Source organism: Hyphomicrobium facile (assembly GCF_900116175.1).
Classification (GTDB): domain Bacteria; phylum Pseudomonadota; class Alphaproteobacteria; order Rhizobiales; family Hyphomicrobiaceae; genus Hyphomicrobium_B; species Hyphomicrobium_B facile.
Genome location: NZ_FPCH01000003.1, coordinates 1,017,127 through 1,040,576, shown reverse-complemented (window position 1 = coordinate 1,040,576; position 23,450 = coordinate 1,017,127). Strand labels below are relative to the sequence as shown.

Below are 23,450 nucleotides of genomic sequence, written 5' to 3'. Positions count from 1 at the left end.
GTTTCGAGAGTTCAATGCCCTGCGAGGGCGGCGAGGCCGTGTGGCCCGCCAACGAGGCTGTTTAAACAACATACCGACTTCGGTGTCAACACCCGTTTTAAAAAATCTTCAAAGAAAGCCGTTTACCGAGAAAACGTCATGTTTTTCAGTGGCTTGTTCCGAAAATAATTCGTGGCGTCAGCGTCTGAAATTGGTCTGTGTCGCGCCCCTTTTCTGATCTGGCCTCGGCCGACTCAGCACTGATTTCAGCGTCGGCCTTAAGGATGACGGGGTTGAAACCGCTATCCACGCCCCCTCTAATGACTTCGGCGCCCCGGTTTTCCGCCGTAACCTGGGAGTGCCCCATGGAAGCCCCATGGTAGACGTCACCAACGTCTCTTTCAGGACCCTGCCTTGACCACGCCCCGATTGTTACACAAACGTGTGTCGGGTGTACGTCGCTGCGCCGTCACGGGCTTTCCGCTTGGTGACGGTATCGGGGGCTGGTCGTCTCAACGGGCGGTAAAGGCGTGGTCTGGCCACGTTTCGAGGTCTTCGGCCCCGAAGCGGGGGGTTCTCCGCTAAAATGCTTGTAAGAGAGGCCTCGCGGGGCTGTGGGGGACCTGCTGAGCGTGCTTCAGAGTCGGAAGAAGATTTCGGCCGCGACCGAGGGGGCTTTTGCACCCGACGACGACACGCGCCTTTTTCCGACAAATGCCTACGCGGGTCGCGGCGGTAGTTTTTTCCAACACATCTACGAAACCGAAAGTCACGCGGAACGCCCGGCAGGCGGCCGCTTTCGCTGGATCCTGAGCACCTGCCTTGCAGCCACGATCGGCGCCATCGCCATTCTTATCGTCGTCTACGGATCTTCCGACGATGGCGACCGCACGAACGACGGCCTCCTCCCGGCATTGAAAAGCCTCGGCGAAGGAGCGCTCGTACCTCAAATCGCTCTCACACCGAAAAATGCCGGCGGCCTCAAGTGGGTCACCCCGAAATCAGACCGCCTCCAACTCACGACCGGCGCACTCTCGACCCGCTATATCATCCACGAGTCCTCGAAGAGCCGCCGCGATAGCCGCGAGTACGTTCGCCAGAAGCCTTACGCTCGCATCGTCGCCCGCCTCGCTCCGGTTCCCGCGGACCAGAAAGAAAAGATACCGGCCTTCAACCCGTTCAAACTCTACGGCAGCGGCCAGCCCTCCGAACGCGGAGAGGACGCCGACGACAATGCAGGAAGCGGTCTGTCGCGATCGGACGTCTCGACCAAGGTCGTCGAGCTTCTGGGCGGCATTCTGCCCGAGGAGGACGGACAGGAACTCGATGCCCAGGAAGTTCAGGACATCGTCGAGCGCGGCGTAGAAGCAGGAGCCGCCGGCGCGACCGTTGGAGATGGCTCCGGAGCCCCTCTCGATGGCGTAGCAGCTTCCGGTCCCGCGATACCCGCGCAAGGAACGGACTCCTGGCAGCCAAAGGCTGCAACGTCTGACAATCTCAACACGACCGACATCTTCAAGTCGACCGAAGCCCCCGACGAGCCTTCCGACGACCTCGAAGGCGGACAAGTCGTCGTCGTGAAGGTCGGTCCGCAGGACACGCTCGCAAAAATCCTCGCCAAAGCCGGCGCTCCCGATTGGGACGTGCACAGCATGATCGAGGCTGGCCACGCGATCTTTTCCGAGAACGCTCTCGTGCCGGGCCAGGAAGTGCGCATAACACTCATTCCCTCGCTCTCCGATCCGCGCAAGATGGAGCCGGCTCGCTACTCGATATTCTCCGATGGCCACGACCATCTCGTCACCGTCAGTCGCAGCGCCGCCGGCGAATTCGTCGGCTCTTCGCAGCCGCCATTCAACGACGAGCTTCAGCACATCGCCAACAGCGACGGCGACGACCCGCAGAACGTCAGCCTCTATGCCAGCGTCTATTTCGCGGGCCTCAATCAAAGTCTGCCAGCCGAGACCATCTCGAAGGTGTTGAGCATCAATGCCTTCGATACGGACTTCCGCCGCCGCGTGCGCCCGGGCGATGCGCTCGAGATGTTCTTCGACATGAAGGACGATCAATCGACCGAGGGCAATCCCGGCGAACTTCTCTACACGGCAATCTCGAGCGGCGGCGCTGTCTACAAATTCTATCGCTTCCGCTCGGCCGATGGCGTCATCGACTACTACGATCAGGACGGCAACAACTCGAAAAAATTCCTCGTCCGCAAGCCCGTTCGCGGCGACGACGTGCGGCTCACGTCCGGCTTCGGCGTCCGTTTCCACCCGCTGCTCAACTCGCGGAAAATGCACACCGGCGTCGACTGGGCCTGCGCGCAGGGCACCCCGATCATTGCCGCAGGCAACGGAACGATCGAGGAAGTCGGACACAAGGGCTACTACGGCAATTACATCCGCATTCGTCACGCCAACGGTTATCAGACCGCTTACGGCCACATGAGCCGCTTCGGAAGCGTGACCCCCGGCATGAAAGTCCGCCAGGGCCAGGTCATCGGCTTCGTCGGATCGACAGGTTTGTCGTCAGGTCCGCACGTGCACTTCGAGGTGCTCGTCAACAACCGCTTCGTCGATCCGATGTCGATTCAGGTGCCGCGCGAAAGAAAGCTCGACGGCAAGGATCTTGCCGAATTCCAGAAAGAGCGCGCACGCATCGAAGAGCTCATGCGCCGCGCGCCAGTGATGACCGCGAACAAGTAGCATCCGCACCGGAACTCTCCGGTCGCACGACGTCGGTTTTCGCAATATCGAGAATAAGACGCGATCCCGCGCGATTGCGGCTGCAATCAAGATTCTTGGAAACGATTTGTGAATGCTCTGATGGAAAGCTCGGGGTCGTCATCAAATTTCGAATCGCCGATGATGCGATCTGGGTCTCAACGACGTCCTCGGGGGACGAAACCACGGAGGGAAGAACCATGAAGGCCTTTGCAGCCTGTCTTGTCGTCGCCGCAGGCATTGTCCTCGGACCGGCCGCAGCCAACGCATATGAACGCGTGACCGACGCAGCGTTGGGCGGCCTCGCAGGCGCTGTTGTATTTGGTCCAGTCGGCCTCGTCGCAGGCGGCGTCATCGGCTACACCGCCGGTCCGAGCATCGCGTGCAAGATCGGCGCGAAGCGCTGCTACCACCGCGCGCGTTACAACCGCGATCGCGATCGCCCGCGCAACTAATCAATCTTCCGCGATCGGCGGCAGCGCAACAGCAAACGCAATCGGCGGCCGGCTGCGCGAAGCGCAGTCGCCGATTGCAACCAAAGACTCTCACATCTTGTTGCCGGTCTTCGTATCCTGCTTGAGGAAGGCGATGATCTTCGCGCGCTCGCCCGCGTCCGCCAGGCCGCTGAAGATCGCGCCCATGTTGTTCCCCGGCACGACCGCATTCGGATTGGTGATCCACTGGTCGAGCGTTTTCTCGTCCCAAGTGATGCCCGACCCCTTGAGCGAGTCGGAATAGTCAAAGCCCGGAACGGTCCCCGCCTTCCGGCCGACCACGCCATAAAGCGTCGGACCCAATCGATTATCGCCCTTATCGAACGCGTGACACTCGCGGCAATGGCCGTTGAAGGCCAGCTCGAGATCATCATTGGAGGGGTTGCTTTGAGCGAGAACTGCCGCGGTCGTGCCGAGGCAATAAAGAGTTGCTGCTGCGGCGACGAGAACGACGCCGGCCTGAAGGGAGATTTTTTTCATGCGACCTGGAGGAAAGGTTGAGATGCTTCGACCAATGACGAACGCCGAAGAATAAGCAGTGTTCCTCTCGAAATGTTTACAAATCCGACAAGTCACCCGCAGCGACTATCGCTTCGAGCCGTTCGCGGACCTGCTTCTGCTAATGAGGTTGTTCTGAAGGCTTGGACGGCCGCGGCTGCGATGTAATGTAAGCCGCTACGTCCCACGCCTCCTGCTCGCTCAAAGACGGGTTGCGATAGTCAGTCGTTAGGTAGGGCATGTTGGCTCGGATGAAGCCCGCGGCGGTCTCCATATGACTCATGCCCGCTTCTGAATTGAATGAATCCGCGCCCCACAGCGGCGGCACCGAAAAACCAACCTCCGGCGGCAACCTACGTTGGCCCTGACCGTTCGTGCCGTGACAGCTGGCGCATGAACCGGAGAAAATTTTCTCACCGCGCTCACGGTCTGGCTTCTGTTGTGGCGGCGCCAGCGGCAGCAATCCCATCCCGGCGATCCGCACACCTTCCGGAGAGTCTTTTCCGATAAATCGCATGTAAGCGATGAGGGCATCCATCTCGCGTCCGCTTTCAGGCAGCGGCTGGCCATTCATGCTGCGCGTCATGCAGCCATTGATGCGTTCCGTGAGAGTCAGAACTTCATCATTCGCCATCATCGGAAATGACGCGAACGTCGAAATGAAAGGTGCCGCAAAAGGTTTGCCGCCTGCTTTCAAATGGCATTGCGTGCAAGCCAGATCATTGCCCGCGTATCGCAGTGCCGGATCCGAGGCACTCTTGCCGATTAAACGCGGGGTCTCCGTAACGAGCTGCCATCCATACTGGATCAATTGGTTTTCAGGAGTTGCCGGAAGCCTGAAGACATCACGGGCTGCGTACCAGTTAGGCGGCCATCCCCATAGGATGTATCCGCCACCAATTCCAATAAGCCCCGCCGCTAACCCAACGAGCAGCACCATTCCCCCGGCATTTCGTCTGCTCATTGGCCCCCCACGCAGCTAGTAGGACCTATCAACTAACCTCCCAAGCGTTAACGGCCACAAAATATCAGCCCCTCTGGGTGCCGGCCTCCGTCGGCACACGATGATGGCGGCACGAAAAGCGGGAGATTATGCAGCATGCGGATAGAGATAATTTTTCGATCGTTCGCTACGGACCAAAAACCGGTTTCCTCGTCGGCTGCAATATGTGCCTAGCGCCATAGTAGGAAAACCGTAATGTGCATATCGGGCGTGGGGTATTGCGAGGGCAGGAGACTATGCCATGCCAGCGTTTTCAGCGCGAGGAAGAGGCGTACTTATTAGCGCCCTCATCTCCATTTCGTCCTTTGCCATAGTGGTCGGCCAATCGACGGCAGTCAGTGCTCAGACCACCGACTCGCAGGAAGCGCACGACATCGCCGTCAATGCCTACCTTTATTTCTATTCCCCCGTGACGATGGATTTGACCCGGAAGCAGCTGATCAATACGCCGCCCGGCAAGGGATCGATCGGTGCTCCGATGAATACCTTCGCCAACATAGACGCCTATCCGGCTGCGGACATGCGGGCCGTCGTCCGCCCCAATTTCGATACGCTCTATTCGAGCGCCTGGCTCGATCTTACGAAAGAGCCTGTAGTTGTCTCGGTGCCCGATACGCATGGGCGATACTACCTCTTACCGATGCTCGACATGTGGACGGATGTCTTTGCGTCACCCGGCTGGCGAACCACCGGAACTGAAGCCGGTAACTTTGTTCTCGTGCCGCCGGGCTGGAAGCCCGATCTGAAAGCGAAGATGATTGACGACTTCGGGCTGCCCAAAGATACAGAGCTTATTGATGCCCCAACGCCTTACGTCTGGATTATCGGACGCACGAAGACGGATGGCCCGGCTGACTATGATGCGGTCCACGCGATCCAGGCAGGCTACAAGATCACGCCGCTATCCGAATGGGGCAAAACGCCGGTGCCGGTCGAAGCCAAGATTGATCCGAGCGTCGATGTGAAGACGCCGCCCAAAACCCTCGTCGACACAATGCCTGCCGGCAAATTCTTTGCTTATGCCGCCGAACTTTTGAAGCTGCATCCTCCGCACATTACGGACCAACCGATCATCGCGCAGATGCGCCGGATCGGCATTGAACCCGGCAAGAGCTTCGACATCACCAAATTGGATCCGGCCGTCCAAAAGGCTCTCGAAACGGCTCCGCAGGACGCACAGCAGCTCCTCAAATGGAAGCTCCCGACACTCGCACGCGTCGCCAACGGCTGATCGATGAATACCGATACGATGGGCGTCTACGGCAATTACTATCTGAAGCGTGCATTGGTCACGCAATATGGCCTCGGCGCCAACCTGCCCGAGGACGCGATTTATCCGGCAAACCTTGCAGACAACACAGGGAAGCCTCTCGACGGCGCCAACAGATACTCAATCCATTTTGACAAGACCGCGATACCGCCGGTCGACGCCTTCTGGTCGATCACCCTCTATGACGAAGAAGGGTTCCAGGTCGCCAATAGTCTAAATCGCTTCGCGGTGAGCAGCTGGATGCCCTTCAAGTTCAACGCGGATGGCTCACTCGATCTCTATTTTCAGAACGAGAGTCCCGGCGCCGATAAGGAAGCGAACTGGCTGCCTGCACCGAAAGGGCCATTCAATCTGACGATGCGCCTCTACGCTCCGAAATCCGATGCGCTGACCGGCAAATGGAACCCGCCGGCCGTGGTGCGAAGTGCAGCTATCGCACCGGTACCAGCACAGTGAGGTCATAAGAGCGCCCTTCGCTCGAGGGGCGCTCCCTTTCAAATGTGGAAGCTCGGCGAAGGGCCAGAAGCGGACACGAGCAAAGTTCCGCGGCAAATCGGGTTCTCGCTCACTTCCCAAATGGGGTAGTCAGTTCCGTTTCTTTCGTGTCCACTACGAACACCGCGAGTAGCTTGGCCGGCTGTGTCTCGCTGGCATTGGCGCTGACGCCGTGACGGTCTCCAGGCAGCTCGGAAAAGTTCTGTCCGGCCTTGTAGATCGTCACTGGTCCGTCGTTGACCTGACTCCGGATCGCCCCCTCAAGAACGGTAGCGTAGATGAAAGCGGATTTCGGATGCGTGTGGCTGGGCGAGTAACCTCCCGGCCCATATTCGACGAGCACGCCCTTAATACTCTTGCCGGGGACATTCGGCAGCTCGTGCTGGTAGACGAGGGTCACCTTCGCGTTCTTCGACTTCGGCGCATCCGCAAGGACGCTGCCGAGCGGCAGGGTAGCGACAAGCAGCGAACAGAGGATACGTTTCATGTCGGGTACGCTCCAATGTCGGCGACCGGCCTTGAATGGGCTCGAACGCAAGTGAGGAAATATGTGGACCTCAAACTGCGTCCAGAATGCCCCGTCGAATGTTAAACGGCATTAAACGTAGCCGGCGGCTTCCTCACAATCCACATTCGCGAAAATTGGGGCCTTCTCGAATGCTCTGAAGGATCAAAATCGGACGCGATGCTCATTGCACCGCGCATCCCTTTTGATGCGTGTCGCGCGGCAGGCCCGATGCTATGATCTCTGACTCTGAGGATCAGGGGAAAGCGGCCCGGCGGTTCGCGGCGATCCGTTGTCATCGAGACGGTGCCGCCAGGCCGATGGTGGAATCCCCACCATCTTCTTGAAAGCGCGGCTGAAGGCTGCCTCGGAACCGTAACCGACTTCGGCAGCAACGCCTGCAATATTGGTGTTACCACCGCTCAGAAGCCCCGAAGCTATCTGCATCCGCCATTTCGCGAGATAGTACATGGGTGGCACGCCGACGAGGTCGGCGAAGCGTTCCGCCAGCACCGAGCGCGAGGCCCCTACGTCTTTGGCCAACTCCCCAATTGTCCAGTTCCGCGCTGGCCTCGCGTGCATCAGCGACAAGGCCTTGCCGACAAACGGGTCGCGCAGACCCGCAAGCCATCCCGCCTGCTCCGGCGAGAGAGTCTCCAGGTGCCGGCGAACCACCTCGATGAACATCAACTCACTCAGTTTGGCCAACACGCTTTCTGCGCCGGCGCGTTTGTTCGCCGACTCGAGCATGGCCACGCGGATAAACTGACTGAGCCAGTTTGCATCGTCACCCTGCTTGGCCCTGACCTTGATGACCGGCGGGAGGTTTTCGAGAAGCGGATTGAATGGCTGGGCGTCGCACGCGAGGTAACCGCAGACGATCTTAGCCGAGACCGGCCCGTCGCCGCCGTAGTTGATGAGGAACGGCAATTGGCCGGCCGCCGCAGCATCGAGCGCGTCGAGCGCGCCGCGATTGGCCCGCATGCCGGGACTACTCGATAGGATATGCGGATCGCTCTTGGTGAAGACTATGACTTCGCCAGCTTCGATCGCGATCGGCTCCTCGCCGACGATATTTGCAAAGCAACGACCTTCGACGATCACATGATACGCGATCAGATGCGCGGCACCCGGCAAGATTTTCGGCAGGATCATTTCTCGCGGCGGCGACTCGGCCGCCCAAGGAGCCGCCGCGATAACGTCAAAGAACGTCCCGCCGGTAAGCCGAACCGTCTTCAAGACATCAGATAGCGCGTCAGCTGCCATTCTATCTCCGCCAGACGCCCGGGCATCTTACCAAGACGCCCTATCAAAAAGCCGAGATTTCCGACGCCGCGTCATGCATCGCGGACGCCTAGTCATTCGCGTCCGCCCCAATGTTCCTTAGGAAACCGACGTCGCGATCGCCTCCAAGATAGGAGCGAACATCATGGATCTTTATCTCATTTGCCGCCCGGGCGCATGGGCAAACATGGCCGGAATCGAAGCCGCTGGCGCCAAATTATCCAAGGCTGGCAACGAAGAGGACTGTCGAGACGCGGTCATCCGGGGACCGACCCGGCAGAGGCAAGCCCACTACCTGAATGATGCAACTGATGCGAAGTAGAAGGAGCAATTGATGATTGAGTCTCACGACGTGCTCGCGCAAAAATCGGAAGAGCACACCACATTTTCCAGCAAGAGCGGCGTCCTTGGTAGGGCAATCTCTTTCCTTTACGGAATCGCCGCCTACGCCATATTTTCCGTCACTTTTCTTTACGCCATCGGCTTTGTTGACGGACTCCTGGTGCCAAAGACGATCGATACAGGCGACGCGACCCCGCTGGCCGAAGCAATCGGCACTAACATTGCGCTTTTGGCATTGTTCGCCATCCAGCATAGCGTCATGGCGCGCCCGCAGTTCAAACGATGGTGGACGCAATTCGTACCGAAATCGATCGAACGCAGCACCTATGTGCTGTTGGCCAGCTTGGCGCTTGCCCTGCTGCTCTGGCAGTGGCAGCCAATTCCGGCAGTAGTCTGGGAGATTGGAGATCCGCGGATCGCAGCGGTGGTGACAGGCTTATCGCTCGCAGGTTGGCTGTTCGCGCTGACCAGCACATTCTTGATCAACCACTTCGAGTTGTTCGGACTGCATCAAGTGACCAGCAATCTCGCCGGCCGGCCCACACCGGCGCCACATTTTCTGACCCCGCTGTTCTACAAGGTCGTGCGGCACCCGCTCTACCTCGGTCTGATCGTCGCCTTCTGGGCAGCACCGACCATGACCGTCGGCCACCTGTTGTTCGCGGCTGGGATGACCGCATACATCTTAGTTGGCATAGCGCTGGAAGAGCGCGATTTGATCGATCTCTTCGGCGAAGAATACCGCCGCTATAAGGACCGCGTGCCGATGCTGATCCCGTGGCGAAAGTCAGTGTAATCGATCTGGCCGCCATTCAGCATTTTTGCCGTCGCGCCCGTCCCGAAAACCGGACTTCTGCAACGGCTAAGAACCGGACGCGATGCTCACCGCATCGCGTCCGAAACTTCAATCAAGCTATTTCCTTCGCGCGCAACCCGTTGATCGTCAGCTCGCCGTCGCGGACTGACACCTGCACCGTGTCGCCGTCCTTCACGTCGCCCGCCAGGATCTTCTCGGCGAGCGGGTCCTGCACGTTGCGCTGGATGACGCGCTTCAGCGGCCGCGCGCCATACGCCGGATCGTAGCCGCGGTTGGCGATCCACGTCTTGGCTTGCTCGTCGAGCTCTATTCTGATCTTGCGATCGCTCAAGAGCTTCTGCAGACGCGCGATCTGGATGTCGACGATCTTGGTCATCTCGCTCCGCTGCAAGCGGTGGAACAGGATGATGTCGTCGAGACGGTTCAGGAACTCGGGCCTGAACTTCGTCCGGACTTCCGCCATCACCTCTTCGCGCACGGCTTCGGTGTCCTCGCCCTCCTTCTGGTTGACGAGATATTCCGCACCGATGTTCGACGTCAGCACGATCAGTGTGTTCTTGAAGTCGACCGTGCGGCCCTGACCGTCCGTCAGGCGCCCGTCGTCGAGCACCTGCAGCAGCACGTTGAACACATCCGGATGCGCCTTCTCGATCTCGTCGAAGAGGATGATCTGATACGGCCGCCGGCGCACGGCTTCCGTCAGCGCGCCACCTTCTTCGTAACCGACGTAGCCCGGAGGCGCGCCGATCAAGCGCGCGACCGAATGCTTCTCCATGTACTCCGACATGTCGATGCGGATGAGCGCGGTGTCGTCGTCGAAGAGGTATCCGGCGAGCGCCTTCGTCAACTCCGTTTTACCGACGCCGGTCGGGCCTAAGAACATGAACGAACCGATCGGCCGGTTCGGGTCTTGCAGCCCGGCGCGGGCACGGCGAACGGCAGTCGACACGGCGACGACGGCTTCCCGCTGTCCGATGACGCGCTTCGAGAGAGCATCCTCCATCTTGAGAAGCTTCTCGCGCTCGCCTTCGAGCATCTTGTCGACCGGCACGCCCGTCCAGCGCGACACGACGGCCGCGATCTGATCCGGCGTCACCGCCTCTTCGACGAGCGCGCCCTTTCCTTCTTGGCTTTCGACTTCCTGCAGCTTCTTCTCGAGCTCGGGGATCCGCCCGTAGCGAAGCTCGCCCGCGCGCGCCAGGTCGCCCTTGCGCTGCGCCTGCTCGAGCGCGTTCCGCAGGTTATCGAGTTCCTCCTTGATCTTCTGCGCCGAACCGAGCTTCTTCTTCTCGGCCTCCCAGCGCTGCGTCATCGCCTTCGATTTTTCCTCGAGATCCGCGATTTGCTTTTCGATGCGGCCGAGACGGTCCTTCGAAGCCGCATCGGTTTCCTTTTTCAGCGCTTCGCGTTCGATCAGCAGCTGCATCAGATCGCGATCGATCGCATCGAGTTCCTCGGGCTTGGAATCGACCTGCATCCGGAGACGCGACGAAGCTTCGTCGACGAGGTCGATCGCCTTGTCGGGCAAGAAGCGGTCCGTGATGTAGCGGTTCGACAGCGTTGCTGCAGCGACCAGCGCGCTATCGGTGATGCGCACGCCGTGATGCAGCTCGTACTTCTCCTTCAAGCCGCGCAGGATCGAGATCGTATCCTCGACCGTCGGCTCCGTGACGAAGATCGGCTGAAAGCGCCGCGCCAAGGCAGCGTCCTTCTCGATGTGCTTGCGATACTCTTCGAGCGTGGTCGCACCGACGCAGTGCAATTCACCGCGCGCGAGCGCCGGCTTCAACAGGTTCCCGGCGTCCATCGACCCCTCGGTCTTGCCGGCGCCGACGATGGTGTGCAGTTCATCGATGAACAGAATGATGTTGCCGCCTTCGGCCTCGACCTCGGACAGAACGGCTTTCAAACGCTCCTCGAACTCGCCGCGATATTTGGCGCCTGCAATCAGCGCGCCCATGTCGAGCGAGAGCAGCCGCTTGTTCTTCAAGCTCTCGGGCACGTCGCCCTTGACGATGCGCTGCGCCAAGCCTTCGGCAATCGCCGTTTTGCCAACGCCGGGTTCACCGATCAGAACGGGATTGTTCTTCGTGCGCCGCGACAGCACCTGGATGGTGCGGCGGATCTCTTCGTCGCGTCCGATGACGGGATCGAGCTTGCCGGTCGCAGCCGCTTCGGTCAGGTCGCGCGAATAGCGCTTCAAGGCATCATAAGCCTGTTCGGCAGACGCCGTGTCGGCCGTGCGGCCCTTGCGGATGTCGTTGATCGCACCGTTGAGCTTGTCCGCCGTGACGCCCGCGTCGCGCAGGATCTTGCCCGCGTCGGTGGAAGTGTCGGCGGCCAGCGCAAGCAGCAGCCGCTCGGCCGTGACGAACTTGTCGCTCGCCTTGTCGGCAAGCTTCTCGGCGGAATCGAAAAGCCGCGCCATCTCCGGCGAAACGTAGACCTGGCCGGAACCGCCGGTCACCTTCGGCTTTTTGGCAAGATCCGCCTCGACCTCGCGCAGCGCCTTCCGCGAATCTCCGGCCGACCGCTGAATGAGGCCGCTTGCGAGACCCTCCGGGTCGTCAAGCAACACTTTCAAGAGATGAGAGGGGGTGACCTGTTGATGATTTTCGCGAAGCGCCAGCGACTGGGCTGCCTGAACGAAGCCCTTGGCGCGGTCCGTGTACCGTTCAAAATTCATGTCGCGTTCTCCAGCGCATTCTCACCACCCCATAAGGCCCGGAAAGAATGCCATGCGATTTGATATTTATCATCCAGGTGCGGACAAAGTCCCAATGGTAGGCATCCCCACCGCCCCGTATGATCAACGCGATATAGGCGCGGGCGGCGCCGGAAAAAGGGGCTCCGAAGGCAAAACCGAGGGAAAATTCGCGGCATGGCAAAGGTTGGTCCCGCAAGGATTGAAGCTCTTTATCGCTACCCGGTTAAGGGTTTGATGCCGGAACCGCTCGAAAGCGTTCCTTTGACCCCCATGCAGACTTTGCCCTTCGACCGTGCGTACGCGATCGAAAATGGACCCGGACCCTTCGATCCGGAAAACCCGCGCCATCTCTCGAAGATCCACTTCGTCATGCTGATGAAGAACGAGGAACTGGCAACGCTCCGCACGGAATTTGACGACAGGACGTCGACCCTCGCTATGGTCAAGGCTGGCATCGAAATCGCCCGCGGCGACCTGCTCACAGAAGACGGCCGCCGCCGGATCGAAGACGCCATAGCGCGGGTCGTCACCTCCGGCCTTCGGGGCCCGCCGCGGATCGTCTCGAGCCCCGGCCACAGCTTTTCAGACGTCGCGGCGAAGTGCGTGCACATCGTCAATCGAGAAAGCGTCGAAGCGCTCGGCGAGATGCTCGGCGCCACCGTCGATGTCCGCCGCTTCCGCCCCAATCTCGTGATCGGCGGCCTCGCGCCTTGGAGCGAACTCGATCTCGTCGGCAAAAAACTTCGTACCGGAAGCGGCACGGTGCTTCAGGTTTTCAAGCGCACCGAGCGCTGCGCCGCGACCAACGTCGATCCCGAGACCGGCGTCCGCGATTTAAAAATCCCATCGTTTCTGTCAAAGACACTCGGACACTGCGATTTCGGCGTTTACGCGCGCGTCGTTGACGGCGGCCACGTCCAGACCGGCGACGACTTCGAAATCACCGGCTGACTCTTATTGTCATCCCGGCCGAAGCGCAGCGCAGAACCGGGACCCAGGCGAAAACCACCTCACTGTCATCCTCGGCTTCAGGCCGAGGATCCATGGTTCAACGCGCGCTTGCTGTTTGATGGATCCTCGGGACAAGTCCGAGGATGACATTGCGTTGGCGTGTGCCCGCGGACTTCCAACACCATCATCCCGGCGAAGGTGGATCCCGGGTCTCGCAAGGTCGCTCGCCCGGGATGACAATCTTCGTGGCCCCTACTCTTGTCATCCCGGCCGAAGCACAGCGGAGAGCCGGGACCCAGGACCGCTCGGCCGAACTCACCCCAGCTCAACCGCACAAAAAAATTCGCCGGCCACGGAGACCGTGACCGGCGAAAAAATGTACACGCTGATGATTGCGCTTATTCCTGGTCGTCGTTTGCGTTCGCAGCAGCCGGCGGCGCAACCGGAGCCTCGGCGGGCTCCTCACGGCGCGGACGGCGAACCGGACGGCGAAGGAATGCCGGCTGCTCCTGCTCGATGGAGGCCGGAGCGGCCGCTGGCGGAGAACGCTCTGCCCGTTCGGGACGTTCAGCGCGTTCAGGACGCTCCGCCCGCTCAGGACGTTCCGCGCGTTCTACCCGTTCCGGACGCTCTGCGCGCTCGGGACGTTCAGCTCGTTCCGGACGTTCTGCCCGCTCGGCGACAGGCTGCGGCGCGCCAACGACCGGCTGCGGGAAACCATTGGCGCCGTCGCGATCACCGCCGTTGGGATTGCCGTTCGGGCCCTGATAACGTTCACGGCGGCGGAAACCGCCCTCGCCCTGATTGTGATTGCCTTCGCCGCCATGCGGACGCCGGTCGTCGCGGTAGCGGTTGTCGCCGCGTTCGTAGCGATCCCCGCGGAATTCTTGCCGGTCGTTTCGATCGTTGCGATCGTTCCGGTCGTACCGCTGTTGGTCGCCCCGATCGCCGCGATTATCGTTGCGATTGTTGTTGAAGCGCTCGTGACGCGGCTGCCGGTTCTCAAAGCGGTTCTGATTGTCGAAGTTGCGCGGCTGCTGCTGCGGGAACTGCGGCTGCTGCAGATCGGGCTGCTGCCCTCCCTGGCCACCAAGCGCCTGCTGAGCGGCGAACTCGTCGCCTTCCTCGTCACCGAACTCATCGCCGTCCGAACCCTCAGGGCCCGCGAGCGAATGCGTGCGGGCGGCCCCGTTACCTATGGGGTCAACACCGCCCTGCTGCGCCATCTGTTCGCGATAGCTGAGGATGATGCGATTGTAGTGTTCCGCGTGCTGCAGGTAATTCTCAGCCAGCACCGGATCGCCCGACGACAGCGCGTCACGCGCAAGCGTTATGTACTTCTCGGCGATATGCGAGGGCGTGCCGCGGATTTTCACATCGGGCCCCGAGCTCTCGAAACTGCGCATCAGGGGATTTTGCGATTTGCGGTTATTGTTATTATTATTGTTGTTGTTTCGACCGCGACCGCGACGGTTCTGTTGACCTTGCCTCATGGGCTCCCGTTCATGCTTGTTGATACGTTGCCACCGGCGCACGCTGATCGGTATGCGGCGCCATGGATCCTCCGATCCAATTCAATAATTCGATTCTAAAGCCACCACTGCCCCACGGACCTCAGTCCCGGCTCTTGCCCCACTGCCTTGCCTTGGGCAAAATCGCAGTAATCCCGTTCATCAACCCTGCAAAAGATACTAGAGCCGTTCTCAAAGGAGCTTTTGTCAGCACACGCGCCGAGTAAAGAAGCTCGACGCTCTACACTCAACGGACCAAGGCGTCCGAGAAAGTTTGCGCTGATGATCTGAGATGGGAAGGCCGGGTTTATCGCCGCTTCAGCGGCACGTCAGCTCCGGGCGCATCCGATCAAACTCTTCACTGCCGATATTACCCCGGAAACGCGTTTCCGCAAATAGAAATGATCGGTTAGGTTAGAGATGTATCTCCATAGCAACAGCTCGGGTATGTCCCCCGAGATCGAGACGCCGGCCGATGGGCCGCGCGCCGACAGCCTTGAACAGGCTTTCCACGGCATCCGCTTGGGTCGAGCCAACCTCGAGAATGACCCTTAGCGGGCACTGCAATTCCAAGGCGTTACGGGCGATCTCACGGTAAACGTCTAATCCGTCTACCCCGCCATCCAAAGCCAGAAGCGGATCGAAATCCTTCACTTCCCGCTCAAGGCCAGCAATCTCTGCTCCGCTTATATAGGGAGGGTTTGAGACGAGGAGGTCGAACGGACCAGCGCAACCGGCGAGACCTGATGTCGCAACGAACGCGATTCGGCCGGCAACGCCCAATCTCTCGGCATTTCCCCGGGCGACATCGAGTGCGGCTAAACTGACATCTGTCGCCACGCCCGTCGCATCGGGAAGCTCGGCCAGCAGCGTCGAAATGAGAATGCCCGAGCCCGTACCGACGTCGGCAATTCTAAGCGGCCGCCCCGAAAGCCCACTCGACCTTATGATGTCGAGGGCGAGATCGATGACGGCCTCGGTATCGGGCCTCGGATCGAGAACGTCCGGCGTCACGGTGAACATCCGGCCATAGAATTCGCGTCGCCCGAGAATCCGCGAAACGGGCTCGTGCGCGAGCCTGCGATTGACGCCGTCGCTGACGATCTCGGCCGCAGTTCCCAAGGGCCGCGAGGATGCCGAAAGCAGCTGCGCGCCATCGATCCCGAGCAATCCCTGCAGCAGAAAACGCGCGTCGCGTTGTGGGCTTTCGAGCCCTTCCTCGGTGAACGCCCGCGTCATTGCCGCCAAAGCATCGGCGACGGTCTGCTCCGGCCGCAGGCGAAGGGAAGCCGGCATGTTACGCCGCACTCAGTTCCGCAAGCATCGTCGCCTGATGATCGGTCACGAGCGCGTCGATCAAGGCATCGAGTCCACCGCCCGCAATGATCTCATCGAGATTGTAGAGCGTCAGGTTGATCCGGTGATCGGTGACCCGGCCCTGCGGAAAATTGTAGGTCCTGATCCGCTGCGAACGATCGCCCGAACCGACTTGCGATTTGCGTGCGTCGGACCGTTCGTTGGCAGCCTTCTCGCGTTCGAGTTCGTAAACGCGCGCCTTGAGAACGGCCATTGCCAGGCGGCGGTTCTGATGCTGCGATTTTTCCGCCGACACGACAACGATCCCCGTCGGCAAATGCGTCATGCGGACGGCGCTTTCCGTCTTGTTGACGTGCTGACCGCCCGCGCCGCCTGCCCGCATCGTATCGATGCGGATGTCTTCCGGCTTGATGTCGACGTCGATGTCTTCGGCCTCCGGCATGATCGCCACGGTGGCGGCCGACGTATGAATGCGCCCGCTCGCTTCCGTCGCCGGAACCCGCTGCACCCGATGCACCCCGGACTCGAACTTGAGCCGCGCAAACACGCCCTGCCCCGTGATCGAGGCGATGATTTCCTTGTAGCCGCCGAGATCGTTCTCAGACGCTGAAATGATTTCCGTCTTCCAGCCCTTGAGGTCGGCATAGCGCGTGTACATGCGGAAGAGATCCGCCGCAAAAAGCGCGGCCTCGTCGCCGCCTGTTCCTGCCCGGACTTCAAGGATCGCGCTTTTCTCGTCGGCGGCATCCTTGGGGAGCAGCGCGATGCGAAGCTGCTGCTCGAGCCCGGTGATGCGCTCCGAGAGGCTCGCGCGCTCCGCATACGCAAGATCGACCATGTCCTTGTCGGCGCTCGGATCGCGAATGAGCTGTTCGAGGTCTTTGTTCTCCGCCTCCGCTTTGCGCAGCGAGTCGATCTGCGCCACGACCGGGCTCAGCTCCGAGAATTCCTTGGTCAACTTCACGTAGTCGGCTTGCGAGACGCCATGGTTCAGCTGATCCTGAATGGCCATCCAGCGTTCGGAAAGACGGTCGAGTTTATCGCGCGGCAGTGCTGACATGTGTTCGTTGGGTTTCGCCGGTGGGCTTAGATGTGGGCTTTGATAACAGGCCGCGAAAGAGCCGCGGGGCGCTCTGAGCGCGAGGGTCGCGCATCAGCCAGCGCGTATCTAATACGAACCGCCGCCAATCCGCAATTTGTCCCCCCGCCGCGACCGGGGATCGTCGACCTCGATATAGCGCATGCCGTCCCGGATGGGGCCGTAATGTTCCTGAAAATAGCTGCTGGCCCAGCGCACGGCCGACCCGAACGGCTTTGATACGGTTTCAAAAATAGACGAATGCAACATAAGGAGCATCAGGCCGAGCGGCAGCGTCACGGCGTAAAGCGCCCGCTGCGGCCGTCGCCGGAACTGATTGAGCGCCTCTTGCGGCAGCCGCTTGGCGCCGTTCGCAATCGCCGAACCGGCGCGCATAAAGTTGGCCGCCTGTACGCTGCCTTGCCGGCCGGGTTGTCTGTCCCTCGGAGGGCTCGCCGGGTTGCCCGGTAGGGAGCGTGGCTCCGACCGCGGAAAGGGTTGCGAGCGCGGAAACGGCTGCCCCTGCGCCTGGGGCGGCGGTGAATAGGCCTGCACCGGAACGTGAACCGGCGCATATTCGCTGGCGGCGGGCAGGCTCTGAACGGGCGCGAAACTGGAAAGATACGAGATCAACTGACCGATAGCATTGAGCGCCGGGCGGCCATTGATGCCGGCCATGGACGTATACGTCACGACGATCGCTGAGGTGTCGGGCCAGTCCGGCAAATACTCGACGTGGCCCGTCTCGAGCGCTTCGATCACCTCCGGGCGAACCTGCAGATACTCCGCCGCCTGCGGCAGCGTCAGCCGCAATGCCCGTCTGAGATCGATGAAGAATTGCCCGATAAGAGCGCGGCTTTCAGCAATTTGCTGATGTTGAGCCGAATCTACGCGCGCCGTGACCGGCCGCGCATACTCATAACCCCCGACCGGAACGGTCTGCTCAAAGCCACGACGCATACAAATTCCGGCATCACGCGCCGGCCCCCAACGTTAAGCATACTCTTGGCTAAAAAATGCTTGTTTGTCAAAGCCCGAGCGCAAAAATGATCAACGTTCGTTAACCGTCGATCGCGACGCGCTCCTTTTCCGCGAATTGCTGCAAGGACATGCGGACGTCTTTCGCACCTTCTTTCAAAACTCCGTCGATGAAAGCGCTCGCCTTGGTGGCATCGAGCGACAGCACCATCGCCTTGATCGGACCGATGGAAGCCGGCGCCATCGACAATGACCGGAAGCCGAGCGCGATGAGCGTCATCGCCTCGAGCGCGCTTCCCGCCATCTCGCCGCAGAGCGTGACCGGCACGTTGTAGCTGTTCGCCGCCGTGACGAGCGTTCTGAGTGCCCTGAGTGGCGCGGGCGCCAGCACGTCGAAGCGGCTCGCGACGCGGGCATTGGTACGGTCCGAAGCAAACAGGAACTGCATCAGATCGTTGGACCCGACCGACACGAAGTCGACCCGGGTCAGAAATGCGTCGAGCTCGAACAGCAATGCCGGAACTTCGAACATGGCGCCGACGAGCACCTTTTCAGGCAGCGGATGCCCGTGCTCGGTCAGAAACGCCTTTTCCCGCTCGATCAGCGCCCGGATGGCCCCGAGTTCATAGCTCGCAGACACCATCGGTATCATGACGCGAAGCTCGCGCCCGGCCGCCGCCTTGAGCAGCGCGCGGATCTGAAGCCGGAAAAGCTCCGGCCGGTCGAGCGCCATTCGGATTGCGCGCCAGCCCATGGCCGGATTTTCTTCCTTCGGCTGGCGAAGGTACGGAAGAACCTTGTCGCCGCCGACGTCGAGCGTCCGGAATACCACGGGCTTGCCGCCCGCTTCGTCGATCACGGCACGGTAAAGCTGCGTCTGCCGGTCGAGGCGTGGAAACGACTCGGACAGCATGAACTGCAGCTCGGTACGATAGAGTCCGATCCCATCGGCGCCGGATTCATCGAGATGAGGCATGTCGACCAGAAGGCCGGCGTTCATCATCAAGGCGATCGGAACACCGTCCTTGGTGATCGCCGGGCGGTCGCGCAACGACTGAAAGCGCTTCTGCCGGCGCGCGCGGAACCGCACCTTGTCGGAATATGCCGAAATGAGCTCGCCCGTCGGCCGAAGGTGAACCTCGCCCGTGACCGCGTCGACGATCGCCGCGTCTCCGGCGGACACCCGGTCGACGATGCCGGTCGCCTGCCCAATTGCCGCGATGCCGAGCGCCTTCGCGACAACCGCGACATGGCTCTGGCTCGACCCGTCTTCGACAACGAGCCCCCGCAGGCGGCTTCGATCGTAATCGAGCAGCTCCGCAGGTCCCATAGTGCGAGCAACGAGGATCGTATCGGGCGGAAGCCCACCGTCGTCCTCGGAACTTTTGAGACGCCCGGCAAGGACGCGCAGCAGCCGGTCGGAGAGATCGTCGAGATCGCGCTGGCGCTCCCGCCAGTATGTATCGTGCTGGCGCAGCATGCGCGTGCGCATGGCGTTTTGAACGCGCTCGACCGCCGCCTCCGCCGTCAAGCCGCCTTCGACAGCTTCGCGCAAACGGCGATGCCAGCCCTTGTCATGCGCGAACATGCGATAGGCTTCGAGCACATCGCGATGCTCGCCGACGTTCGACAGGTGCTCCTGCTCGAACATTTCGTCGATATTTTTTTGCAGCTTGTCGAGAGCGAGATCGAGACGCTCGACTTCAATGGCGGGATTTTCCGCCAGCAGCTGCGTGACGACGATGCGCGGCTCGTGCAGCACCACATGACCGAGCGCGATGCCGTCCGACAGCGGCTCACCTTCGATCACGCCCGGCTGCGAGCGCGATGCTTCGATGGACGCGACCGTACCCGCGACCGCGCCTGAAACGAGGTTTTCCGCGATCACCATCGCGGTCGCCTGCAGCACTTCGACGTCCTCGTCGGAATATTCCCTCGGCGTCCGGTTCTGGATGACGAGCACGCCGAGAACTTGCCCCGACCGCGAAATCGGCACGGCGAGGAGGGAGTGATAAATCTCTTCGCCCGTCTCCGGCCTGTAGGAGAACGCCGGATGGTTCGAAGCCTCCGGCTCGTTCACCGTCACGCCGAGCTCCGACGCGCGCCCGACCAGGCCCTCGCCGCGCTTCAGACGGGTTGTATGAACAGAATCGGGATTGAGGCCTTCAGACGCGAAAAGCTCGAGCGAGCCGTCCTGACGCTTGAGATAGATCGAGCAGACCTCGGCGACCATCACGCCGGCGATCTGGCGGACGATACGGTCGAGCTTCTCCTGCCCCTCGCCGCCATCGGCCATGATCTCGCGCAAATGGCGCATGATCACCCGGAGCGAGGTTTCGCTCGGTAGGGGTCTCGGATCGTCGCGCCGCGCTATCATAACCTTGCCAACCGTCCCGCCGGCAGACTGCTGCCGCAGATTGTTTCATATCCGCAAAGAGACGGGGCTTGGAAGAGCGCCCGTCTAATCGTTGTCGAGGCCGTAGGCGGAATGTAATGCGCGAACGGCAAGCTCCGCATACGCCGCTTCGATCAATACACTGACTTTGATCTCGGACGTCGAAATGGCGTGAATGTTGATGCCCTTCTCCGAGAGCACCTTGAACATCTGCGCCGCGACGCCCGCGTGGCTGCGCATCCCGACGCCGATGACCGAAATTTTCACGATGTCAGCTGAGCTCTTGATGTCGAAATGGCCGATGTCGGCCTTCGCCTTCTTCAAGACGTCGATCGCGCGCGTAAGCTCGGCCGCCTGAACGGTAAACGTCATGTCCGTATGCTTGCCGTCGGCGCCGACGTTCTGGACGATCATGTCGACGTTGATGTTCGCATCCGCGAGCGGCCCGAAGATCCGTGCGGCGACGCCCGGCTTATCGTCGACCTTGAGCAGGGTAACCTTGGCCTCGTCCTTCGCATACGCGATGCCGCTCACGACTTGCTGTTCCACGATCTCATCCTCATCGCATACGATAGTGCCGATATCTTCGATATTGTCGGGGCTGAAGGCCTTCATGCCGTCGGGCGCGACAAAGCTCGAAAGAACGCGTGTTCTGACTTTGTAGACCATCGCCAGCTCGACGGAGCGGGTCTGCAAGACCTTCGATCCGAGGGACGCCATCTCGAGCATTTCTTCGTACGAGATCTTGGCTAGGCGTCTCGCCTTCGGAACGATGCGCGGGTCCGTCGTATATACGCCGTCCACGTCGGTATAGATGTCGCATACGTCGGCTTCGAGCGCGACGGCAATCGCAACGGCGCTCGTATCGGAGCCGCCGCGGCCGAGCGTCGAAATCCGCTTCTCGAGCGGCTCAATTCCCTGGAAGCCGGTAACGACCGCGATTTCGCCGCCCTCGATGGCCTTTTTGATCTGAGCGCCCGGAATTTCGGTGATGCGCGCCGTGCCGTGCGCAGCATTCGTCTTTATGGGCACTTGCCAGCCGGTCCACGAGCGCGCCCTGAGGCCCATGCCCTGAAGCGTGATCGCAAGAAGGCCGGCCGTCACTTGCTCGCCGGTTGCAACCACGGCGTCGTATTCCCGGGCATCGTAAAGGGGAGACGCATCCTTGACCCAGGCGACGAGCTGGTTCGTCACCCCGGACATGGCCGAAACGACGACGGCAACCTTGTTGCCGGCATCGACCTCGCGCTTCACGTGGCGAGCGACATTTTGAATCCGTTCGATATTGGCGACGGAGGTACCGCCAAATTTCATAACTACCGTCGCCATCGGCGAAGCGCTTTCCTTGAGCAAACCCGCTCGGACCCGGATAGGGGCCAAACGCGTAATGAGATTTGGATTGAGTCCGGCGCTTCTTAACCGCTCGCGCGGCCCCCTGCAACTGCCCCAGGGCCCGGCGCCACGACCCGGCAGGCCAAAACCCGGCCGGACCGGACAACCGCTTGACAATACGAGCGCCCGGCTCACGAGTAAGGCTCAAGACCGGAGAGGATAATGACCGCACCGCAACAATCTGGAGCTCCAAAATCTGGAGCTGGAGACCAAACGCTCGATAGCGAAGAGGTTGAGCGTTTTTCGCGTCTCGCGAGCGAATGGTGGAACCCTACAGGGAAATTCCGCCCCCTGCACCAGATCGGCCCCCCGCGCCTCTCGTTCATCCGCGATTCTGCCGTCGCACAGTTCGGCCGCGACGCCAAAGCCCTGAGGCCGTTGTCCGGCCTGACGGCGATCGACATCGGCTGCGGCGGCGGCCTCGTCGCCGAGCCGCTGGCGCGCATGGGCGCAACCGTGACCGCCATCGACCCCTCGGAACGCAATATCGCGATCGCCAAGTCACACGCCGAACCGCAGGGCCTCACAATCGATTACCGCGCAGCCCGCGTCGAAGACCTCGTCGCCGAACGCCGCTCGTTCGATATCGTCGCATGCCTCGAAGTCGTCGAGCACGTTCCGGACCCCGCGAGGTTCGTCGCCGAATGCGTGGCCTTGGTCGCGCCCGGCGGCATCGCCGTGTTCTCGACACTCAACCGGACGCTAAAGGCCTGGGCCCTCGCCATTGTCGGCGCTGAATATGTTCTCGGCTGGCTGCCGCGCGGCACTCATCAATGGGACCGCTTCATCACGCCCGAAGAGCTCGGGCAATATGTCAGAGCGGCTGGATTGGCCGACACGCACTTCGAAGGCATCACGTACAATCCGCTGCAGGATGTGTGGACGCGAAACCCCGATACCGGCGTCAATTATCTGATGTCGGCACGGAAACGCCACTCGGCCTGATCGGGCAAGTAAAAGCGTTGAGCACGGCGCAGCTTCTTGAGGGGACGGCCATGTTTCCAATCGGGGACGACGACTCGACCGTAGGCACCACTCCCGTCGTCACATACGCCCTGATAGTGGCCAACGTCCTTTTCTTTTTGGTCGAACTCAGCGCCGGCGACGCGTTCGTCGAAAAGTGGGCGTTTATCCCAAGCCACTTCAGTCAAAGCCCGGCGACGGAATGGCCGACGATCTTCACCGCCATGTTCATGCACGGCGGCTGGATGCACCTCTTCGGCAACATGCTCTACCTCTACATCTTCGGCGATAACGTCGAGGACAACCTCGGCCCGGTAAAATACCTCGCCTTCTATTTGACCGCCGGCATCGCCGCGACATTCGCCCAATATGTCTTCAATGAAGGCTCAAACATCCCGAACGTCGGCGCCTCCGGCGCCATTGCAGGCGTGCTCGGCGCTTACATTCTGATGTTCCCAAAATCCCGCGTGGACGTGCTCGTCATTCGCCAGGTCATCTCGATGCCGGCGGTGGTCGTCATCGGCTTCTGGATCGTCCTGCAGCTCTTCAGCGGCGTCGGCTCCATGGCAGAGACCGGCGAGACAGCCGATACCGGTGGCATCGCATACATGGCCCACGTCGGCGGCTTTGCCGCAGGTTTCCTAATCGCCTTGCTGTTCAGAAAGCGCGGCGGCCCCTCGCGAACGGCGTGACGCGCCGGAGAAACGTGACGCGAGAAAAGCGAACGAGCCGGAACCAGGTTCCAGCT

At 61.0% G+C, this 23,450-nt stretch carries 17 protein-coding genes and 1 pseudogene; 7 read left to right on the top strand and 11 right to left on the bottom strand.

Translation table 11 applies throughout. From position 1 onward, the window contains the following. Window positions 1-611 precede the first annotated feature (611 nt). Both BM399_RS18060 and BM399_RS18055 read left to right on the top strand, forming a co-directional pair. Window positions 612-2,684, top strand: coding sequence for a M23 family metallopeptidase (locus BM399_RS18060; protein ID WP_244531340.1), 2,073 nt, complete (start codon window positions 612-614; stop codon window positions 2,682-2,684). Between the two features lie 218 nt (window positions 2,685-2,902). Next, complete coding sequence (locus BM399_RS18055) at window positions 2,903-3,157, top strand: hypothetical protein (protein ID WP_092869207.1); 255 nt, start codon at window positions 2,903-2,905, stop codon at window positions 3,155-3,157. Window positions 3,158-3,247: 90 nt separating this feature from the next. Here BM399_RS18055 and BM399_RS18050 read toward each other — a convergent pair whose 3' ends face one another. Together BM399_RS18050 and BM399_RS18045 are read right to left on the bottom strand one after the other, a co-directional pair. Further along, on the bottom strand, window positions 3,248-3,676 hold the full coding sequence (locus BM399_RS18050) for a c-type cytochrome (protein WP_092869077.1): 429 nt from the start codon (window positions 3,674-3,676) through the stop codon (window positions 3,248-3,250). A 139-nt stretch (window positions 3,677-3,815) separates the two neighbouring features. After that, entirely contained in the window at window positions 3,816-4,634 is an 819-nt protein-coding gene (locus BM399_RS18045; RefSeq protein WP_177228203.1) for a c-type cytochrome, read from the bottom strand. Between the two features lie 304 nt (window positions 4,635-4,938). Between BM399_RS18045 and BM399_RS18040 the strand changes: the two are divergent. Next, a pseudogene (locus BM399_RS18040) lies at window positions 4,939-6,423 on the top strand (DUF1254 domain-containing protein). Window positions 6,424-6,532: 109 nt separating this feature from the next. On the opposite strand, the gene BM399_RS18035 reads toward BM399_RS18040, so the two are convergent. Beyond that, complete coding sequence (locus tag BM399_RS18035; RefSeq protein WP_092869075.1) at window positions 6,533-6,949, bottom strand: cupin domain-containing protein; 417 nt, start codon at window positions 6,947-6,949, stop codon at window positions 6,533-6,535. Window positions 6,950-7,201: 252 nt separating this feature from the next. Continuing rightward, complete coding sequence (locus BM399_RS18030; RefSeq protein ID WP_092869074.1) at window positions 7,202-8,233, bottom strand: AraC family transcriptional regulator; 1,032 nt, start codon at window positions 8,231-8,233, stop codon at window positions 7,202-7,204. A gap of 436 nt (window positions 8,234-8,669) precedes the next feature. Here BM399_RS18030 and mddA point away from each other — a divergent pair, with 436 nt between their 5' ends. Continuing rightward, complete coding sequence (gene mddA / locus BM399_RS18025; protein ID WP_425284103.1) at window positions 8,670-9,389, top strand: methanethiol S-methyltransferase; 720 nt, start codon at window positions 8,670-8,672, stop codon at window positions 9,387-9,389. Window positions 9,390-9,501: 112 nt separating this feature from the next. Here mddA and clpB read toward each other — a convergent pair whose 3' ends face one another. Beyond that, window positions 9,502-12,096, bottom strand: coding sequence for an ATP-dependent chaperone ClpB (gene clpB, locus BM399_RS18020; RefSeq protein WP_092869072.1), 2,595 nt, complete (start codon window positions 12,094-12,096; stop codon window positions 9,502-9,504). Between the two features lie 195 nt (window positions 12,097-12,291). On the opposite strand from clpB, the gene BM399_RS18015 reads away from it, so the two are divergent. Next, window positions 12,292-13,068 (top strand): MOSC domain-containing protein, encoded by a 777-nt coding sequence (locus BM399_RS18015; RefSeq protein WP_092869071.1) that lies wholly within the window; start codon window positions 12,292-12,294, stop codon window positions 13,066-13,068. Between the two features lie 398 nt (window positions 13,069-13,466). On the opposite strand, the gene BM399_RS18010 is transcribed toward BM399_RS18015, so the two are convergent. The 6 genes from BM399_RS18010 to BM399_RS17985 form a co-directional block, all read right to left on the bottom strand. Next, entirely contained in the window at window positions 13,467-14,474 is a 1,008-nt protein-coding gene (locus BM399_RS18010; protein WP_244531338.1) for a DUF4167 domain-containing protein, read from the bottom strand. 519 nt (window positions 14,475-14,993) lie between these two features. Then, window positions 14,994-15,875 carry a peptide chain release factor N(5)-glutamine methyltransferase gene (gene prmC, locus BM399_RS18005; protein ID WP_092869070.1) on the bottom strand — a complete coding sequence of 294 codons (882 nt, stop codon included), beginning with the start codon at window positions 15,873-15,875 and terminating at the stop codon, window positions 14,994-14,996. Between the two features lies 1 nt (window position 15,876). Further along, window positions 15,877-16,956, bottom strand: a complete 1,080-nt coding sequence (gene prfA / locus BM399_RS18000; protein ID WP_092869069.1) for a peptide chain release factor 1 — start codon at window positions 16,954-16,956, stop codon at window positions 15,877-15,879. 108 nt (window positions 16,957-17,064) lie between these two features. Next, window positions 17,065-17,934 (bottom strand): helix-turn-helix domain-containing protein, encoded by an 870-nt coding sequence (locus BM399_RS21425; RefSeq protein WP_244531337.1) that lies wholly within the window; start codon window positions 17,932-17,934, stop codon window positions 17,065-17,067. A gap of 100 nt (window positions 17,935-18,034) precedes the next feature. Continuing rightward, window positions 18,035-20,329, bottom strand: a complete 2,295-nt coding sequence (gene ptsP / locus BM399_RS17990; RefSeq protein WP_092869068.1) for a phosphoenolpyruvate--protein phosphotransferase — start codon at window positions 20,327-20,329, stop codon at window positions 18,035-18,037. 84 nt (window positions 20,330-20,413) lie between these two features. Then, window positions 20,414-21,676: an aspartate kinase gene (locus BM399_RS17985; RefSeq protein ID WP_092869205.1), complete on the bottom strand. Its 1,263-nt coding sequence runs from the start codon at window positions 21,674-21,676 to the stop codon at window positions 20,414-20,416. A gap of 225 nt (window positions 21,677-21,901) precedes the next feature. Between BM399_RS17985 and ubiG the strand changes: the two genes are divergently transcribed. Further along, window positions 21,902-22,684 (top strand): bifunctional 2-polyprenyl-6-hydroxyphenol methylase/3-demethylubiquinol 3-O-methyltransferase UbiG, encoded by a 783-nt coding sequence (ubiG, locus tag BM399_RS17980; protein WP_092869067.1) that lies wholly within the window; start codon window positions 21,902-21,904, stop codon window positions 22,682-22,684. Window positions 22,685-22,734: 50 nt separating this feature from the next. Then, window positions 22,735-23,394 carry a rhomboid family intramembrane serine protease gene (locus BM399_RS17975; RefSeq protein WP_092869204.1) on the top strand — a complete coding sequence of 220 codons (660 nt, stop codon included), beginning with the start codon at window positions 22,735-22,737 and terminating at the stop codon, window positions 23,392-23,394. Window positions 23,395-23,450 lie beyond the last annotated feature (56 nt).

Bases quoted from the DNA above. Each gene is read 5' to 3' on its own strand.
- clpB (WP_092869072.1), bottom strand. From the start codon at position 12,096: ATGAATTTTGAACGGTACACGGACCGCGCCAAGGGCTTCGTTCAGGCA.
- BM399_RS21425 (WP_244531337.1), bottom strand. From the start codon at position 17,934: ATGCGTCGTGGCTTTGAGCAGACCGTTCCGGTCGGGGGTTATGAGTAT.
- prfA (WP_092869069.1), bottom strand. From the start codon at position 16,956: ATGTCAGCACTGCCGCGCGATAAACTCGACCGTCTTTCCGAACGCTGG.
- BM399_RS17985 (WP_092869205.1), bottom strand. From the start codon at position 21,676: ATGGCGACGGTAGTTATGAAATTTGGCGGTACCTCCGTCGCCAATATC.
- prmC (WP_092869070.1), bottom strand. From the start codon at position 15,875: ATGCCGGCTTCCCTTCGCCTGCGGCCGGAGCAGACCGTCGCCGATGCT.
- BM399_RS18045 (WP_177228203.1), bottom strand. From the start codon at position 4,634: ATGGTGCTGCTCGTTGGGTTAGCGGCGGGGCTTATTGGAATTGGTGGC.
- BM399_RS18015 (WP_092869071.1), top strand. From the start codon at position 12,292: ATGGCAAAGGTTGGTCCCGCAAGGATTGAAGCTCTTTATCGCTACCCG.
- BM399_RS18030 (WP_092869074.1), bottom strand. From the start codon at position 8,233: ATGGCAGCTGACGCGCTATCTGATGTCTTGAAGACGGTTCGGCTTACC.
- ptsP (WP_092869068.1), bottom strand. From the start codon at position 20,329: ATGATAGCGCGGCGCGACGATCCGAGACCCCTACCGAGCGAAACCTCG.
- ubiG (WP_092869067.1), top strand. From the start codon at position 21,902: ATGACCGCACCGCAACAATCTGGAGCTCCAAAATCTGGAGCTGGAGAC.
- BM399_RS17975 (WP_092869204.1), top strand. From the start codon at position 22,735: ATGTTTCCAATCGGGGACGACGACTCGACCGTAGGCACCACTCCCGTC.
- BM399_RS18055 (WP_092869207.1), top strand. From the start codon at position 2,903: ATGAAGGCCTTTGCAGCCTGTCTTGTCGTCGCCGCAGGCATTGTCCTC.
- BM399_RS18050 (WP_092869077.1), bottom strand. From the start codon at position 3,676: ATGAAAAAAATCTCCCTTCAGGCCGGCGTCGTTCTCGTCGCCGCAGCA.
- BM399_RS18035 (WP_092869075.1), bottom strand. From the start codon at position 6,949: ATGAAACGTATCCTCTGTTCGCTGCTTGTCGCTACCCTGCCGCTCGGC.
- BM399_RS18010 (WP_244531338.1), bottom strand. From the start codon at position 14,474: ATGCGCAGTTTCGAGAGCTCGGGGCCCGATGTGAAAATCCGCGGCACG.